Source organism: Candidatus Igneacidithiobacillus taiwanensis, from assembly GCF_031962545.1.
Lineage (GTDB): Bacteria > Pseudomonadota > Gammaproteobacteria > Acidithiobacillales > Acidithiobacillaceae > Igneacidithiobacillus > Igneacidithiobacillus taiwanensis.
This window is the reverse complement of sequence record NZ_JAVRKK010000017.1, coordinates 1-15,743: the sequence shown is the minus strand read 5'-3', so window position 1 is coordinate 15,743 and position 15,743 is coordinate 1. Positions and strand designations below refer to the sequence as shown.

Annotated in this window: 13 protein-coding genes; 4 read left to right on the top strand and 9 right to left on the bottom strand. The window is 59.6% G+C overall.

All coding sequences use genetic code 11. The features are described from left to right. Positions 1-12: 12 nt before the first annotated feature. From RTI30_RS04240 to trxA, 7 genes are all read right to left on the bottom strand, one after another. A complete protein-coding gene (locus tag RTI30_RS04240) occupies positions 13-141 on the bottom strand; it encodes a hypothetical protein (protein ID WP_312283378.1) in 129 nt (42 codons plus the stop codon). An 80-nt stretch (positions 142-221) separates the two neighbouring features. Then, the gene (locus tag RTI30_RS04235; RefSeq protein ID WP_312260942.1) at positions 222-605 is read right to left on the bottom strand and encodes a hypothetical protein; all 384 of its coding nucleotides are present in this window, start codon (positions 603-605) and stop codon (positions 222-224) included. Positions 606-806: 201 nt separating this feature from the next. Next, positions 807-1,853, bottom strand: a complete 1,047-nt coding sequence (locus RTI30_RS04230; RefSeq protein ID WP_312260943.1) for an AI-2E family transporter — start codon at positions 1,851-1,853, stop codon at positions 807-809. A gap of 3 nt (positions 1,854-1,856) precedes the next feature. Further along, positions 1,857-3,080 (bottom strand): malic enzyme-like NAD(P)-binding protein, encoded by a 1,224-nt coding sequence (locus tag RTI30_RS04225; protein WP_312260944.1) that lies wholly within the window; start codon positions 3,078-3,080, stop codon positions 1,857-1,859. A gap of 6 nt (positions 3,081-3,086) precedes the next feature. Then, positions 3,087-3,287 carry a 50S ribosomal protein L31 gene (gene rpmE, locus RTI30_RS04220; protein ID WP_312260946.1) on the bottom strand — a complete coding sequence of 67 codons (201 nt, stop codon included), beginning with the start codon at positions 3,285-3,287 and terminating at the stop codon, positions 3,087-3,089. A 69-nt stretch (positions 3,288-3,356) separates the two neighbouring features. After that, positions 3,357-4,661: a transcription termination factor Rho gene (gene rho, locus RTI30_RS04215; RefSeq protein ID WP_312260965.1), complete on the bottom strand. Its 1,305-nt coding sequence runs from the start codon at positions 4,659-4,661 to the stop codon at positions 3,357-3,359. Positions 4,662-4,723: 62 nt separating this feature from the next. Then, complete coding sequence (trxA, locus tag RTI30_RS04210) at positions 4,724-5,050, bottom strand: thioredoxin TrxA (RefSeq protein WP_312260947.1); 327 nt, start codon at positions 5,048-5,050, stop codon at positions 4,724-4,726. A gap of 661 nt (positions 5,051-5,711) precedes the next feature. Between trxA and RTI30_RS04205 the strand changes: the two genes are divergently transcribed. The 4 genes from RTI30_RS04205 (at position 5,712) to RTI30_RS04190 (ending at position 11,731) form a co-directional block, all read left to right on the top strand. Then, positions 5,712-5,936, top strand: a complete 225-nt coding sequence (locus RTI30_RS04205) for an integrase core domain-containing protein (protein WP_312260949.1) — start codon at positions 5,712-5,714, stop codon at positions 5,934-5,936. Between the two features lie 160 nt (positions 5,937-6,096). Beyond that, a complete protein-coding gene (locus tag RTI30_RS04200) occupies positions 6,097-7,509 on the top strand; it encodes a TolC family protein (RefSeq protein WP_312260951.1) in 1,413 nt (470 codons plus the stop codon). Next, the gene (locus RTI30_RS04195; protein WP_312260952.1) at positions 7,506-8,666 is read left to right on the top strand and encodes an efflux RND transporter periplasmic adaptor subunit; all 1,161 of its coding nucleotides are present in this window, start codon (positions 7,506-7,508) and stop codon (positions 8,664-8,666) included. The genes RTI30_RS04200 and RTI30_RS04195 overlap by 4 nt, the downstream gene beginning before the upstream one ends. Beyond that, positions 8,663-11,731, top strand: coding sequence for an efflux RND transporter permease subunit (locus tag RTI30_RS04190; protein ID WP_312260954.1), 3,069 nt, complete (start codon positions 8,663-8,665; stop codon positions 11,729-11,731). Before RTI30_RS04195 ends, RTI30_RS04190 begins: the two co-directional genes overlap by 4 nt. A 43-nt stretch (positions 11,732-11,774) precedes the next feature. Here the strand turns inward: RTI30_RS04190 and RTI30_RS04185 are convergent, their stop codons facing one another. Together RTI30_RS04185 and RTI30_RS04180 are read right to left on the bottom strand one after the other, a co-directional pair. Continuing rightward, complete coding sequence (locus RTI30_RS04185; RefSeq protein ID WP_312260956.1) at positions 11,775-12,683, bottom strand: extracellular solute-binding protein; 909 nt, start codon at positions 12,681-12,683, stop codon at positions 11,775-11,777. Between the two features lie 138 nt (positions 12,684-12,821). Continuing rightward, positions 12,822-15,578 carry an EAL domain-containing protein gene (locus RTI30_RS04180; RefSeq protein WP_312260958.1) on the bottom strand — a complete coding sequence of 919 codons (2,757 nt, stop codon included), beginning with the start codon at positions 15,576-15,578 and terminating at the stop codon, positions 12,822-12,824. Positions 15,579-15,743 lie beyond the last annotated feature (165 nt).

Here is a 15,743-nt window from a genome sequence, read left to right as displayed (position 1 = left end):
TATGCGCAACAATCAGAATAACGTGGTTTCGCCAGCGCCGACCATTCGCGCGGCGACTTCATCACCGCCGCGCTGGGCGCAGTAAGGCGGTAAATGGACGAGGGCGGCTTCATTATTGGTATTCAGCAATGTCGGACTCAAAATCTGTCTTCCCCGTCTGGACATGAAGCAACTCGATGTCATCCCAAACCTGCTCAAAACCGAATATCCGAGCGAACAGTTCATCCGATTTGTCGGTACCAGGCCCTGTCGCTGGCTACACTCAGGCCCTCGATGAATTCGGCGAAGGCTTCGTGCTGGGCCTTGAACCGGTCGTAGAAGCTCCGGGAGACGCGGTTGCGGTCGAAGGCGTGCTTGAGGCCGGTGATCACGTCGGTGAGCGTGATGGCCTCTTCCTCTTCCAGCGACCAAACAATCTGCGAGAGCTTCTGTCGCAAGGCTTCGCCGCTCTGGTCCTGGAGGCAGGTGTGGGTGCGGGTCGTAGTCGGCTGTCCGGGTGCGCGGGAGACCCACAGCCAGGTAAGCATGGTCTCCTTGGCATCGGCAAATACCAAGAGATGCTCGTGGGCGAGCTTCGCCGTCTCTTTCTCGATCTTGAGCAGCATCGGTCGCGCGGGTACCTTGCCGGTACTGTTGGGCGAGCAGCGGAAAACAACAACGCCGCGCTTGTGGGCGATGTTGGTCAGTGTGAAAGACTCGCCGCCCGCCGTGATGGTCTGCGGCTTGAGGTGAGGGCGCTCCCAACCGAGTTCGTTGAAAAGCTGCTCCAGCCTGAATTCGCCAAGCAGTTTCTGGAAGGCGCAAGATCAAGCCGCGGGTAAGCTGGCAACGTATTGCCGCCACAAGTTGAGTGCGAGGGCGAGCAACACCGGCCCCAAAAATAGCCCCAGAAAACCGAAAGCGAGCAGACCGCCGAGCACGCCAAAGAGCACCAACAAAAAGGGCAGCTGCACGGCGCTGGAAATTACCCAGGGCCGGATAAGGTTGTCGACCCAACTCACCACCAGGGCGCCCCACAAAAAAAGCCCAGCAGCCGCATAATAGTGCTCCTGCCAAAAAAGCCAGATACTCGCCGCCCCCCAAACCAGAGGCGTACCAAAGGGAATGAGCGAAAAGAGCATGGTCACAAAGGTGAGCAAGACCGGCGCCGGAATGCCGCTCACCCAATAGCCGAGCCCGGCCAGCAGACCCTGGGCAATGGCGGTGGCAAAAATACCGTAGACCACCGCCTGCAGGGTATTACCCACGGTGCGCAGGTAATCGGGAAAACTCGGGCCCAGCAACGCGCCGCCCACCCGCGCAAGCTGGGCAAGGAAGGTGTCACCGTGGCGATAAAAGATCAGGCTACTGACCCAGATGAGGCCCAAGGTGCCGGCCAGCTTGCCCAAGCTGCCGGCAAAGCTACTCACCCGCCCCGCCCAGAGATTCAGATCCGGGCTCAGCGCCCCAGGCTGGACGAGATTGCGCCAATCTGGCGGCAACTGCTGCAACACGCCAGCAAGCCAAGGAATCTGCTGGAGTTGGCGCAGCGGGTGCCAGTGCCAGTCTTGCTGACTCCAGTTATGCAGCAGCGCCTCCACCTCGTAATACAGGTGCAGGCTCAGAAAAAAGAAAGGCAGCAGCAAGAGCAAAGAAAACAGCAAGGTGAGGAGAATGGCGCCGGGCCAAGGAGGGAGATACCGGCAGATGCGGCGGCGCAGGGGCCAGGATACGTAGACGATGATCGAGGTCCACGCCAAGACCCCCAAAAAGGGAGCCAAGACTTGCCAAAGCAGATAGGCAAAAAAGCCCAAAAGGGCTGCCACGGCGCCGATGCGCAACAGATCGCGAACCGCAAGATCCGCGATGCGCATGGTCTACCTGCGGGCGATTCCGCTTTGCCGAGCCGCCGCGGCTACCGCCCCAGCCACAATACTGCGTAGGCGGGGATCGAGGGGCTTGGGGATGATATACTCCGGGCCGAAGCGCAGGGCGCCTGCCGGCAGTCCGTAGGCAGCGCAAAGCTCTGCCGGCACTTCCGCCCGCGCCAGCGCGGCCAGGGCCTCGACCGCAGCCATGAGCATTGTGCGGTTGACGCCCTTGGCGCGCACATCCAAGGCGCCGCGAAAAAGAAAGGGAAAGCCCAGCACATTATTGACCTGATTGGGCAGATCCGAACGCCCGGTGGCGATGATGGCATCGGGCCGCAACTCGCGCGCCTGCCAGGGGTCGACTTCCGGGTCGGGGTTGGCCAGGGCAAAAATCACCGGCTTGGGCGCCAGCGTGCGGAGGAGCTCTAGGGGAATGGCACCGCGTACGGATACGCCAATCAGCACATCGGCATCAGCCAGCATCTGCGCCAAGGTCCAATCGGCGGGCGCCGTTGCATGCGGCTGATGCCAGGGGCTGAGATCCTGCCGTTCGGTATGCAGCACACCGTGCACATCGCTCAAATAGCAATGCCGGGCACCGAGATCCTTGAGCAGCTTGGCGATGGCGAGCCCTGCCGCCCCCGCACCAACAATGGCAATCTTGGCCGCGGCAAGGGTCTTTTCCTGTAAGGCCAAAGCATTTTGCAGCGCCGCCGCTACGATCACGGCCGTGCCGTGCTGATCGTCATGAAAGACGGGGATGTCGAGCCGCGCCTGCAATGCCTCCTCCACCCGAAAACAATCGGGGGCGGCAATGTCTTCGAGATTGATACCGCCAAAGCCGGGGGCTATGGCGGCAATCACATCGATGAGGTGTTCGGCATCGCGGGCTTCGACTTCGATGTCGAAGGCATCGATATCGGCAAAGCGTTTGAACAGCACCGCCTTGCCCTCCATGACCGGCTTGCCCGCCAGCGGCCCCACCTTGCCGAGGCCTAGCACCGCCGTACCGTTACTGATGACCGCCACCAAGTTGCCCTTGGCGGTGTAGTCGTAGGCCTTTTCGGGGTCGGCGGCAATTTCCCGCACCGGCTCGGCTACACCGGGGGTGTAGGCCAGGGTAAGGTCGGCCTGGGTGGCGCAAGCCTTACTCGGAACGACACTGACCTTACCCGCCGGCGCTGCCGCGTGGTAGGCCAGTGCCCGCTCGCGCAGGCCTTCACTCGCCATGGGCGCTTACTTGCCGTAGCGCTTGCGGAACTTCTCTACCTGGCCAGCCGCAGAAACCGTCCGCTGCTTGCCGGTGTAGAAAGGATGGCACTCCGAGCACAGGTCGACGTGCAGGTCGCGACCAGCGGTGGAACGAGTCTTGAAGCTGTTGCCGCAACTGCAAGTCACGGTCACTTCTTCATATTTGGGCTGAATTTCGAGATTCATGGCAAACACTCTGGGTCTTTCAGAAAGTGGCGGATTATAAGCACAGATCCACAATGGGTCTAGGGTAACTCAACGATTCATGGAATCGAAGAATTCCGCGTTGGTCTTGGTAGCGCGCACCTTGTCGAGGAGGAACTCCATAGACTCTACCGGGTCCATGGGCGCGAGCAGCTTACGCAACACCCAGATCTTGTTGAGCAGGTCTTGGGGAAGGAGCAATTCCTCGCGGCGGGTGCCCGATTTGTTGAGGTTGATGGCCGGGTAGGCGCGCTTTTCCGCCAAGCGCCGATCCAAATGCACCTCCATGTTGCCAGTGCCCTTGAACTCTTCAAAGATGACTTCATCCATCTTCGAACCCGTTTCGACCAAGGCGGTGGCAATGATGGTTAGACTGCCGCCCTCCTCGATATTGCGCGCCGCGCCAAAGAAGCGCTTGGGCTTTTGCAGGGCATTGGCATCCACACCACCGGTGAGCACCTTACCCGAAGACGGCACCACGGTGTTGTAGGCGCGCGCCAGGCGGGTGATGGAATCGAGCAAAATGACCACATCGTGCTTGTGCTCCACCAAACGCTTGGCCTTTTCGAGGACGATTTCCGCAACCTGCACATGGCGGGTGGCGGGCTCGTCGAAGGTCGAAGAAATCACCTCACCTTTCACCGAGCGCTGCATTTCCGTCACTTCTTCCGGGCGCTCGTCGATGAGCAGCACAATCAGGTAACACTCGGGATGATTGGTGGTAATGGCATGGGCAATCTGCTGCAGCAAGACCGTTTTGCCGGTTTTGGGCGGCGCCACGATGAGGCCGCGCTGGCCCTTGCCAATGGGCGAAATGATATCGATGATGCGCGCCGAAGGTTCGCCATAGACCACATTGTCGGATTCGAGACGCAGGGATTCCTCGGGAAACAGTGGCGTCAGGTCGTCGAAATTGACCTTGTTGCGAGTCGCTTCCGGGTTCTCAAAGTTGATGCTCTCCACCTTGAGCAGGGCAAAGTAGCGCTCGCCCTCCTTGGGCGGGCGAATTTGCCCCGACACCGTATCGCCGGTTTGCAGGTTGAAACGACGCACCTGGGAGGGCGACACATAGATGTCGTCCGGCCCCGCCATGTACGAGCCCGAGGCGGCACGCAAAAAGCCGAAGCCGTCTTGCAGAATTTCGAGCACCCCATCGCCATAAATGGCATCGCCATTGCGGGCATGGGCACGCAGGATGTTGAAGATGAGTTCCTGCTTTTTTTGCCGCGCCGCGCCCTCGATGCCCATTTCCTGGCAGAGCAGGGCCAATTCCGTTGCCGTGCGCCGCTTCAGCTCGCTGAGGTTGACCGAAGGCGCGCCTGGCGGGGGGGCAAAGGCTTCCTCCTCTTCGAGCAGAAGATCTTCGTTGGGAAAGGACTTGGGGGCGCGGGAGGGCTTACGACGGGGTCTTGGGGTATTCAAAGCTGGCTATCCAAAAAAGCAGTCAGTTGGGCTTTGCTGAGGGCACCGACCTTGGTGGCTTCGAGCTTACCGGCCTTGAACAGGAGCAAGGTAGGAATGCCGCGGATGCCGTACTTGGGGGGAGTTTCGGGGTTTTCGTCGATGTTGAACTTGGCGATGGTGAGGCGGTCGGCATATTCGCCGGCAACTTCTTCGAGGATGGGGGCAATCATCTTACAAGGACCGCACCACTCCGCCCAAAAATCCACCAACACCGGTTTATCGGCCTGCAGCACATCGGCCTCAAAGCTGTCGTCAGAGACATGAAGGATAGCGTCACTCATTGGGAGAAAACTCCTCTGCACAGGATACAGAATGGGAATTTACGGAAGAGAAAGAATACAAGACTCGAGGACTCGTTACTATTTGCCATAAGCGTATACTGGCGACACGATAGGATCAAGCGTCACATAGTATGCGCATGTACTCCAAAGAAACTGGCTAATAATCTGATTTTGTTAAAAAACTCCTGAACGGCAACGATCCGGCGGGTCGAGGTGTGTACCACCTAAGGGCCGACAGTGCTTTGCCAAACCGTGAGTTAGCCGACGAGATCGCGAGGCATACTGCGGTGCGCGACTTCGTAGAGAGCGAGAAGCTCGCTGCGCACGCGGACTTATTCGAGGTCGAGACCTACCACCGGCGCCCGGGCCGGGTGCGGCGATACAAGAACTGCCAGCGGCAGCTCACTGACTTCCTATTCGCGTCTCGGACCCGATCCAATCGATCAAGTGCCGCGAGGGCTTTATCGACATCGCCCTTGGCGGCCATTGCCCGATAGCGATTTTCGGTATCCAGGACGCCAACGCGCTGGTAGACAGCTCCGACACCAGCTTATGGATGCTGCGTCCTGGGCTCTCTGCCACTGGCTTTAGTCGCTGAGCAAGCCCATCGAGCAAACGAGTGGCCAACGTTGGTACACCTACCCCAAGACGCCGAAAATGCATGCCAGACGCACGCTTCAACCGCACCATCCAGGAATCTTTCGTCGACTATCACGAAGACCTGCTCTTCACCGACCTGGCCCGCTTCAACGAAAAGCTCGCCGACTGGCTCATCTTCTACAACGCCGAACGACCACACCATCGACTCGGACAACAAGCACCGCTATCCTTCCTCCTCCAACATCACCCCGAGCGCCAAAGGTGGTGGACTCGTACACGCTTTTGAACTCCCCGGCAAAAAACCCTATCCTGTGCGCACCGCAAACTGACCGGAAGCACTCTGCATGGGTACAGCGAGAAAGTCGTCGCGGCAATGCTGCCTTCGAGGCTCGTTGGGACGGCATCTGTATCGACTGGGGGGGTTGTTTGCCCTGCTGGCGACTTCGATGCCGGCGTCTGCGGGCCTGTTTCAGGGCCTCTTTCATGATCCCTGGGGCATAGAGCATAGCGAGCTGCCGGGCCAGTTGGGGCAGAGTTGGGACCATGCCCCCAAACAGTTGCCGCAAGCCAAGCTGCCAGCAACAGCGAGTAGCGTGCCGCGCTTTACCAGCCTGTGGGAACTCACCCAATACGCCCTGGCGCATAACCCGCAATCGCGGGTGGCTTACGAAAATTTGCGGGCGGCGGCGGCGGGCTTGGGGGTGGCGGATGCCGCCTTCTTGCCGAGCATCAACCTGCAGGGCTCGGCGGCGCGCTCGCAAGCCAACACCACGGCGGGCTTTTCGATACCGGTTACCAACAGCGGCAGCGCCAACCTGACATTTAGCTACATTCTGCTCGAGTTTGGCGCCCGCCGCGCGGCACGCCAGCAGGCCTTGGCGCAGATCTATCTCAACGGCTTTGACTACAACTCGGCCCTGCAAAGCGTGGCCCTGAGCGTAACCCAAGGCTACTACACGCTCATTGGCGAGGAGGCCTTGGTGCGTGCCTATCAGCGCACGGTGCTGGAGGACCGGGCTAGCCTCGATGCGGCACTGATCAAGCGCCATGCGGGTATGGCGACGGTGGCCGATGTGCTGCAGGCGCAGTCGGCCTTGGCGCAGGCGCGGGCCAACCTGATTTCTGCGCAAGCGCAGGTGCGCGCCGATCGTGGCGTTTTGGCGCAGGACTGCGGCTTGGCGCCAACGGCGGCCATTGCCGTGCCGCCCTTGGATACCCAGGCCAAGGCGCCGGCCCTGGCGCCCGACGTCGAGCAACTGATGCACCGGGCGCTCAAGGATAATCCGGCCATCCGCGCCGCCGCAGCCAAGATCCTCGATAGCCAAGCAGCCATTCGCGCCGACCAAGCGGCGGGTATGCCGAGCCTGAGTTTTCAGGCAAGCGCCGGTAAGCGCTATCAGAACAACCTCTTGCCTTCGGAAAACTGGTCGTTGGGATTTAGCCTCAAGGTGCCGCTGTTTAACGGCTTTCAGGATAGTTATCAGATCTCCGAGGCGCGGGCGCAGGAGCGTTCGGCGCGGGCGAGCCTGGATAATGAGGCGGCGACCATTCGCAGCACGGTGTATCAGGATGTGCAGCAGTTGCAGGGCGCGCGCTCGGCCGCCGAGGCCGCGCGGCTGGCGGTGCAGAGTGCCCGCGCTTCGCTCAAGGCGGTGCAGGCACAGTACAAAGTGGGGCTGGCGACGATGATCGATGTACTCACCGCACAGGCAACCCTGACCACGGCGGAGCAGACGGAAATTCAGAATCTCACCACTTCCTATACCGACCTTGCCAACCTGGCGGATGCCTTGGGCTACATCGGCCTGCCGCCACAACTGCTGGGCACGGACCGCAACGCAAAGGAACCGCAATCGTGAGCAAGCACTTTTCGCCTCGCCAATTTGGCCGCGCCCTGCCCTTTCTGGGCCTGGCTTGCATCGCCCTGCTGCTGGCGGCCTGTGCCAAGTCGGCGCCGCCGCCCAAGCCCAAGCCCTTGGATGTGGTGGTGGAGAAGGCGCGCATTGGCGATTTGCCCCTCTCGGTGCCCACCTTGGGCACGGCCCAGGCGGTGCATACGGTGACCATCATTCCGCAGATTTCCGGGATTTTGCAGCGGGTGTTGGTGCGCTCTGGGCAGACGGTGCAACGCGGCCAGTTGCTCTTTGTGATCGACCCGGCGCCCGAGCAGGCAACCTTGGCGCAGGATACCGCCAAGCTCCAGGGCGACAAGGCCAATCTCGCCTACGAACAGAGTCAGGTGCAGGCCTACCGGCCGCTCCTGCCCAAAGGCTACGTGACCACCCAAACCTACGACCAGGCGGTCGCCCAGGCCGAACAGGCCGCAGCGGCGGTGGCCGAAGACCAGGCGGCCATTGCCAGTGCCCAGATTCAGCTGGGCTATACGCAGATTCGCGCGCCCATTTCCGGGCGCATCGGTTTGCTGTCTACCAAGAGCGGTAATCTGATCAGTGCCAACAGCACGAATTTGGGAAGCATCACCCAGCTGCAACCCATCGACATCCAATTCAGCCTGCCGCAACGCTATCTACCGGATCTACTGCGCGCAGAGCAATCGGGGCAGGATCGCGTGAGCCTGTATCTGGACGGTGAGAAGTCTGTGGGTGAGGCGCCGGTGACGGCAGTAGACAATAGCGCCGACAGCAGCTCTGGCACCATCAGCGCGCGCGCCACCTGGAGCAATCATCCCATACGCCTGTGGCCGGGCGAATATGTGCAGCTGCGCTTTCACTACCAAACTCTGCATCAAGTTGTGCTGGTGCCGCGCAACGCTCTACAGGAGGGAGTGAATGGGCCCTTTGTGTACAGCATTCGCGACGGCCGCGCCGTAACCATACCGGTGCATTATCTAGGTACCCAGAATGATCTCGTAGCCGTCTCGGGCCTGCAGGGTGGGGTTTCCGTTATTTATGACATCCCCGCCCACCTACATAGCGGTACCCCGGTACAGGTGCTGCGCCAAGCACCCAAGGCCCTGCCCAAGGCGGCCAGCACCGCCGCGAGTACCGCCTCGTGAATCTCTCCGGTCCCTTCATCCGCCGACCCGTTGCTACCACGGTTCTGGCCTTTGCCATCCTCATCTTGGGTGCGGTGGGTTACTTTCAGTTACCGGTGGCCTTGCTGCCGAATGTGAGCTTTCCCACCGTGGCGGTCAGCGCCAACCTGCCGGGGGCCAGCCCGCAAACCATGGCCAATTCGGTGGCCACACCGCTGGAGCGGCAGTTCACCAGCATCCCTGGCCTCAATTCCATGACCGCCGTAAGCCAGAACGGCTCTACACGCATTACCCTGCAGTTTAATCTTGGCGTGTCTGCTACCGCTGCCACCCAGGAAGTTTCGGATGCCGTGGCCGATGCCCAGGGGCTCTTGCCCGCGGATTTGCCGCAGCCGCCCAAGGTGCAAAACATCAATCCTTCTGCCGCGCCGATACTGTTTTTGGCCGCGACGGCGCCGGATATGCCTCTCTCCCGCCTCGATCGCTACGCGCAAACGCGGGTAGCGACGGAGCTGTCGACCATTCCCGGGGTGGCAAGTGTGCAGCTCTTCGGCGCCAAGACCTATGCCGTGCGTATCGATGTCGATCCCTTCGCCCTCTCCTCGCGGGGGCTGAGCCTGCAGGGTCTGGAAACCGCCATTGCCGATGCCAACGTAGATCTGCCCCAGGGGACCATCGAGGGCAGCCAGTCGAACATCGAAACCGACGTCCACGGCCAGTTGCACACCGCCGAGGCCTACAATCGTTTGGTGATTGGCTATGTGAATGGCCATCCCGTACCCTTGCGGGCGGTGGCCAAGGCGCGCAACAGCACGCTGTATAACGAGCAGCAAACCTGGCTCAACACCACCCCGGCCATTGGCATGGCGGTGATCCGCGAGCCCGGCAGCAGCACCGTCGCCATCTCCAATGGTATTCGTAAGCTGCTCCCGCGCCTAGAGGCGGCGGCGCCGGCGGGCGCGCAAGTCCATATCCTCTTTGATGAGGCGGACTATATCCGCGCCGCCCTGCAAGAGGTGCTCTATACCCTGGCGCTGTCGAGCCTACTGGTGGCGGGGGTGATGTGGCTCTTTCTGCGCCGTTTTTGGGCGACCATCATCGGTGCCCTAGCCATCCCCTTCTCCTTGCTCGGGACGTTTTTGGTGCTCTGGCTCCTGGGCTACAGCCTCAACACCCTGACCCTGCTGGCGCTGACCCTCGCGGTGGGCTTTGTGGTGGACGACGCCGTGGTCATGCTCGAGAACATCAACCGCCATCTCGATCAGGGCGAGAACGGCATGGAGGCAGCCCTGAACGGCAGCCGCGAAATCAGCTTTACCATCCTTTCCATGACCCTGTCGCTGGCGATCATCTTTTTACCCCTGCTCTTTCTGGGCGGCTTTGTTGGGCATTTGTTTACCGCTTTTGGGGTGACGATTTCGGTGGTGATTCTGGTGAGCGGCTTGGTCGCTCTCTCGGTGACGCCAGCTTTGGCGGCGCGGCTCTTACAGCGGGAGAACGACCAGAACGGTAGCCGCTTTCAGCGCCTCTTTATTCGTAGCCGCGATGCCTACATGCGAAGCCTCGTTTGGTCCTTGCGGCATAAGGCTTGGGTGCTGGGCCTCGCGGGGCTGACCCTGGCCGGCTGCTTTGTGCTTACCGGGCTAGTACCCAAGAGCTTTTTGCCCAATGAGCAAAATGGCCTGATCAATGTGAATGTCGACTACCCGCCAGGGATGAGCTTTGCCCAGATCAAGAAAGAGCAGGAGGCCATTGCCGCTGCCGTGCGCCGCAATCCGGCGGTGCGGCAGGTGGTGTCGTCGGCGGGCCAGGGGCCGGGGGCCTTTGCCGGCCCCACCAACGGTCATCTCTTTGTGCGCCTGCATTCGGCGTATACCCAGGATGCCGCCCGCGTTACCCAAGAACTGCAAAAGGCGGTAGCGCCCTTCCGTAATGCCGAGATCGTTTTCGTGGGCGAAAAGGGCGCGCAAGCAGGCACGGCGGCAGCCAATGGCGCCTATGTGTATGAAGTGACCGGTACCCGTTGGAGCGACGTGGACCATGCCGCCCACCAACTTGCCGATGCCCTGCGCTCATCCCCTTTGCTGGAGTCGGTAAATACCAATCTACACGAGCACAATCCGGTCTTGGCCATCCATATTCGCCGTCAGGAGGCAGCCGCCTTTGGCGTTAGCAGCCAAGCCATCGAAGAAACCCTGAATCTCGCCTTTGGAGGGCGCAAGGTCGGTACGATTTATGGCTCTTCCGATGAGTACGAAGTGCTCATGCAGATCGACCCGCGCTACCAGAACAGCATCGCCGCCATCGATACCCTGAGCGTACCGAGCAGCAGCGGTAAGCTGGTGCCCCTCTCCGCCCTGGTGCGTATGCACCTGGCTGCCAGCGCCGAGACCCTGCATCAACACAATGGCCTGCCGGAAGCGAGCGTGGCCTTCAATCTGGCCCCCGGTCATAGCATTGGCGACGTGATGCCCGCGGTGGAGCACATTGCCAAGCAAACCCTGCCGAGCGGCATCAGCGGACAGTTTGGCGGCAACGCGCGGCTCTTTCAGGCGTCTTTCAGCGAGCTGCCGATTTTGCTCCTTGCCACCATCCTGCTCATCTATGTGGTACTGGCGATTCTGTACGAGCACTTTCTGCACCCGCTGACCATCCTTACCGCCCTGCCGCTGGCGGCTTTTGGCGCCCTGTTGTCGTTGTACCTTTTGCATCTACCGCTCGATCTGTACAGCTTTATTGGCATCATCATGCTCTTGGGGCTCGTGAAAAAGAACGGCATCATCCTCCTCGATTTTGCCATCACCCGCCGCCGCGAGGGCTTGAGCGCGGAAGACGCCATCGTCGAAGCCTGCTCCGTACGCTTTCGCCCAATTCTGATGACCACCATCGCCGCTATCCTGGGCGTGCTGCCCATTGCCATCGGCTTTGGTGCTGGCAGTGGCAGCCGGGTGCCCCTGGGGGTCGCGGTGGTTGGCGGTCTCCTCTTCTCGCAGTTTTTGACCCTGTACGTAACACCCGCCTTTTATGTGCTGATGGAAAGGCTGGCCACCCTACCCCGGCGTCTGCGCCAGCGCTTCGCCCACTAAAAAGCCCTGCTGGGCAGGGCAGGTGCGACCGCCGCTCGAGCGATCAGCCCAGAGGCTCGCCCTTGGGTGCACTGTAGCCATCGTCGCGGAACATCTTCTGACCCTCTGGACTCTGCATGAACTTGATGAAGGCTTCGCCGAGCTTGGGGTTGGGCGCCGTGGTCGGTACTGCGGCATAGAAAACCAAAGGCTGCGAGGTAACGGTCTTGTCTCGGCCGTCTAGTTTCAGTTGGAAGCTGGCCTTGTCATACCAAGATTTTTTGTAGTTGGGGTCGCTCAGGTTGATCTCTACCGGCAACTTGACGTAAGGCAAGTGCAGGGATTTGACAGCACTCAAGTAGCCCGAGGATGCAGCAATCTGTCCTGCCTTGAGCCGCGCCAGCAACGACATTTCGGTGAAAATCTGCTGGGGATTTTCCACCGGGCCGAGGATTTTTTGCGCCAATCCGGGCTGGTGATAGTACTTTTCTGCCAACTGCATCACAAAGACGATGTTCTGGCCCTGGGGATCGGTTTTGGGATCGGTACGGCCAAAGGTGGCACCCGGCTGTTGCAGAATCTTGTACCAGGGCATTTTTCCGTCTTTGAAGTCTTTCGCGAAGGGACCATTGGGGCTATAGGCGATACACATCTGGGTGCTGGCAACGGGATAGGCCTTTTTGACGAGCCCGGCCTTCATCAGTACCTCGATAGGCCCGGGGGTGATGGAAACAAAAACATCTGGCGTCAGCTGGTGCCCAGCAATGAGGTGGGCCAGACCATAGGCACCCTGGCCATCGCCACGGAATTCGACATGATTGGCCTTGGCAAAGGCCGGGCCCAGATGCAGGTTCATGACGTTACCCATGGAGCCGGCAAAGGCCACAAAGAGGTGTTCCGCCTGGGCAGCGGCAGGCAGGGCAAGGCAAACGCTCAGAGCAAGAGCGATACGATGTTTGCGCGAAAATTGCATGTGAGAGTCTCCAATTGTTAGCGGTATTTGACAATATATAACGATGCCAGCGAAGGGTACAGGAAAATATAACGATGGCTACATAAATTTCTTCGCGAGAGTCTCCTGCCCCCGCGGGAACAGGATTTCTCGATTCTCCTAGTGCTTGGCTGTGGACTCCCCATCCCGAGCGCTGCGAAAGTTGGCACACCACTGGGCAAATTGTTCCGGCGCGAGGGGTTTGGCGTAGTAGAAGCCCTGCAGCAGGGTACAGTGGAGATTCTGCAGGGCTCGCACCTGCCCCTCACTTTCGACCCCTTCGGCCACTACGCGCAGGTTCATGATCTCGGCGCTGTACACCACCCCGGCCACAATTGCGTAGTCCTTGCTATCCTCGAGCATGTCGCGCACGAAACTCTGGTCGATTTTGATCGAATCTACCGGCAGTTTTTGCAGGTAGGTGAGAGAGGCACTGCCGGTACCAAAGTCATCCAGAGAAATCTGGCAACCCATTTCCTGGCATGCGGCCAACACCGTTTTTGCCTTTTCAAAATCGATCATGGGCGCCGTTTCGGTGATTTCCATGATCAAATAATTGCGGGGAATTTCGGGATATTTGGCGATAATCTGACGCAGATCGTCGAGAAAATCGGGATGCAGTAGATAAGACGCACTGACATTGATAGACAACTTGATATCTAGCTTTTCGTGTAGCAACCAATCGCGCAGCTGCATCAGGGCATGGTGTAACACAAAACGGCCAATACGTTGGGCAAGCTTGGGGGTATCCAGCCCTTCAAAAAACTCCGTTGGACTCAGCAAACCCCGACTTGGATGCTCCAGGCGTAATAGGGCTTCAGCGCCAATCATACCCTTTTCAACATCGACTACCGGCTGGTAGTACAAGCGCAGATGGTCGTGGGTGAGGGCCATTTCGAGCAGCTCTTCGCCGTGAAGTCGGTGTTGCTGCTGCGCTTCCATTTCCCAAGAAAAAATCGTCCAGTGATTGCCCAGGGACTTTTTGCTGGTATAGAGCGCCAAATCGGCATGGCGCACCAAATCCTCCAGAGCCTCGGCTGCGTCCAGCGGATAGATGGTAACGCCAATACTGGGCGCCGGGAGCAAATATTCACTATCTAATTCCAATGGTTGCGCAACCACATTGAGGAGACGTTGCAGTAACATCTCAATTTCCCCCACTTGTTTGATCTCCCCGGAAAGGAAGGCAAACTCATCGCCACCAAAACGACAGAGGGTATCTTCGGCGCGCAGCTCGGCGCGGATACGCTGCGCTACCGTCTTCAATACCAAATCGCCCACTGCATGCCCCAAGCGATCATTGATCAGCTTAAAACCATCGAGATCGAGTAGCCCAATCACCAGCAAGGACTGTCCGCGGTCGGCGCGCAATTTGGCCTGCTGCATGCGTTCGGCAAATAGGGCACGATTGGGCAAGCCGGTAAGCACGTCATGGGTGGCTTGGTAGGAAAGTCGCTCGAGGAGCTCGAAGCGCTCGGTAATGTCATGAAAGACCAGTACCACGCCCAGGACCTGACCGGATCGATCGAGGATGGGCGCCGCCGAGTCTTCGATGTTTCTGCGGGTGCCGTCGCGCGCCACAAGGATGGTGTGGTTGGCAAGGCCAACGATCTTCTTCTCGCGCAACGCCATGGTCGCCGGGCTCGATACCTCTCTGCCATCATCCTCGCTCACGATATGAAAGACATTTTCCAGTGCCTGGCCTTGGGCGTCGGCCAAAGTCCAACCCGTCAGCTGCTCGGCCACCGGGTTCATCTGTGTGACCAGACCTTGGTGGTCGGTAGTGATGACGGCATCACCTATGGAGTGCAAGGTAACTTCGGCTCGCTCCTTGGCCTCCCAGATATCGGATTCGATACTTCGCCGCAGCGCCTCCTGAATCCGATTCTGATGCCGCAGATAGAGGTATCCAGCGCTAACGAAGAACAATAACAAAACAGCTTCCCAACTGGGCGAACGCATGCTCCGCCACCAGGCCATAAGTAAGCTAGCGCGGGGAATGCACTGCCCAGCGAGCAACGCAAACCGTGGCAAGGGATGCACGGCACACATACGCCAAGCGTGCGCAGCCGAACTATACCCAGCAAAACTGCTTTGCTGCATGGCGCCGCCCCGTAACCAATGCCGCACTACCGATCCCGTTTGCACCGCGGCGTAGTCAGTTTGCGCCGAGTAGGGATAGCGGGTAAGCAGCATATCGTCGTCGCGTAATAGAAAAACAGCACCATGATGAACCATGGCGAGGGTGCGCCAGGCGGGAAACAGGGAGTTCGATAGCTTTACCCAGCCGAGGAGCATGCCGGCTTGCTGTCCCGAACTGGCTGGCACTGGCTGAAAAACGGGAAAACCCCATCGAGAGCTCGGCTCGGCAATCTGAGGATCTTGCAACAGCGGTCCAATGCAGAATGCTCGGCTAGAGAGGCAACGCTGCAAGGCCGCTTGCTGCGCGGTACTTAGCGGCAGCCCCTTGCCCCCTTTGGCAAGATTTTGGATCAAGGTAAAGGGGAACCCATGGACGCCTATAGATGCCGATGCCGTGCCGGATAGGTAGGCGATCGCATGGATGTCGGGCTCCAAGGCGAGTAATCGAGCCAAGCTATTGGGCGTTGGCACGCCGGCTTCCGCCACTAACGTCATACCAGTGCGGATGGCCAACAACTGCAGGTCTGCCGTGCGTGCCAGTGCAATGGCGTGGCTGTGTAGGAGGCGCCCTTGAGCAGATTGAACACGCTCCCAGACCACGACCGCGAGCACCGACCAAGTCAGCACGATAGCAACCAAGGTCGCTATCCAAATCCATCGCAACCAAGCGCCGGTGTAGCCTTTCTCGGAAACCGGCACTTGCAAGTGAGTGTCGAGGGACTTCGCTACTGGCATGGCCTGGGCTTTGCGGCTTTTTGGAGAGTCGAATATATAACCAAATTACGGGATCTTGTCCAAGCGTTGTATGCGTCCACCACCTTTGGCACTGTGGTAGATGTTGGAGGAGGAAGGATAGCGGTGGTTTCTGTCCGAGTCGATGGTGTGGCCGTTCGGCGTTGT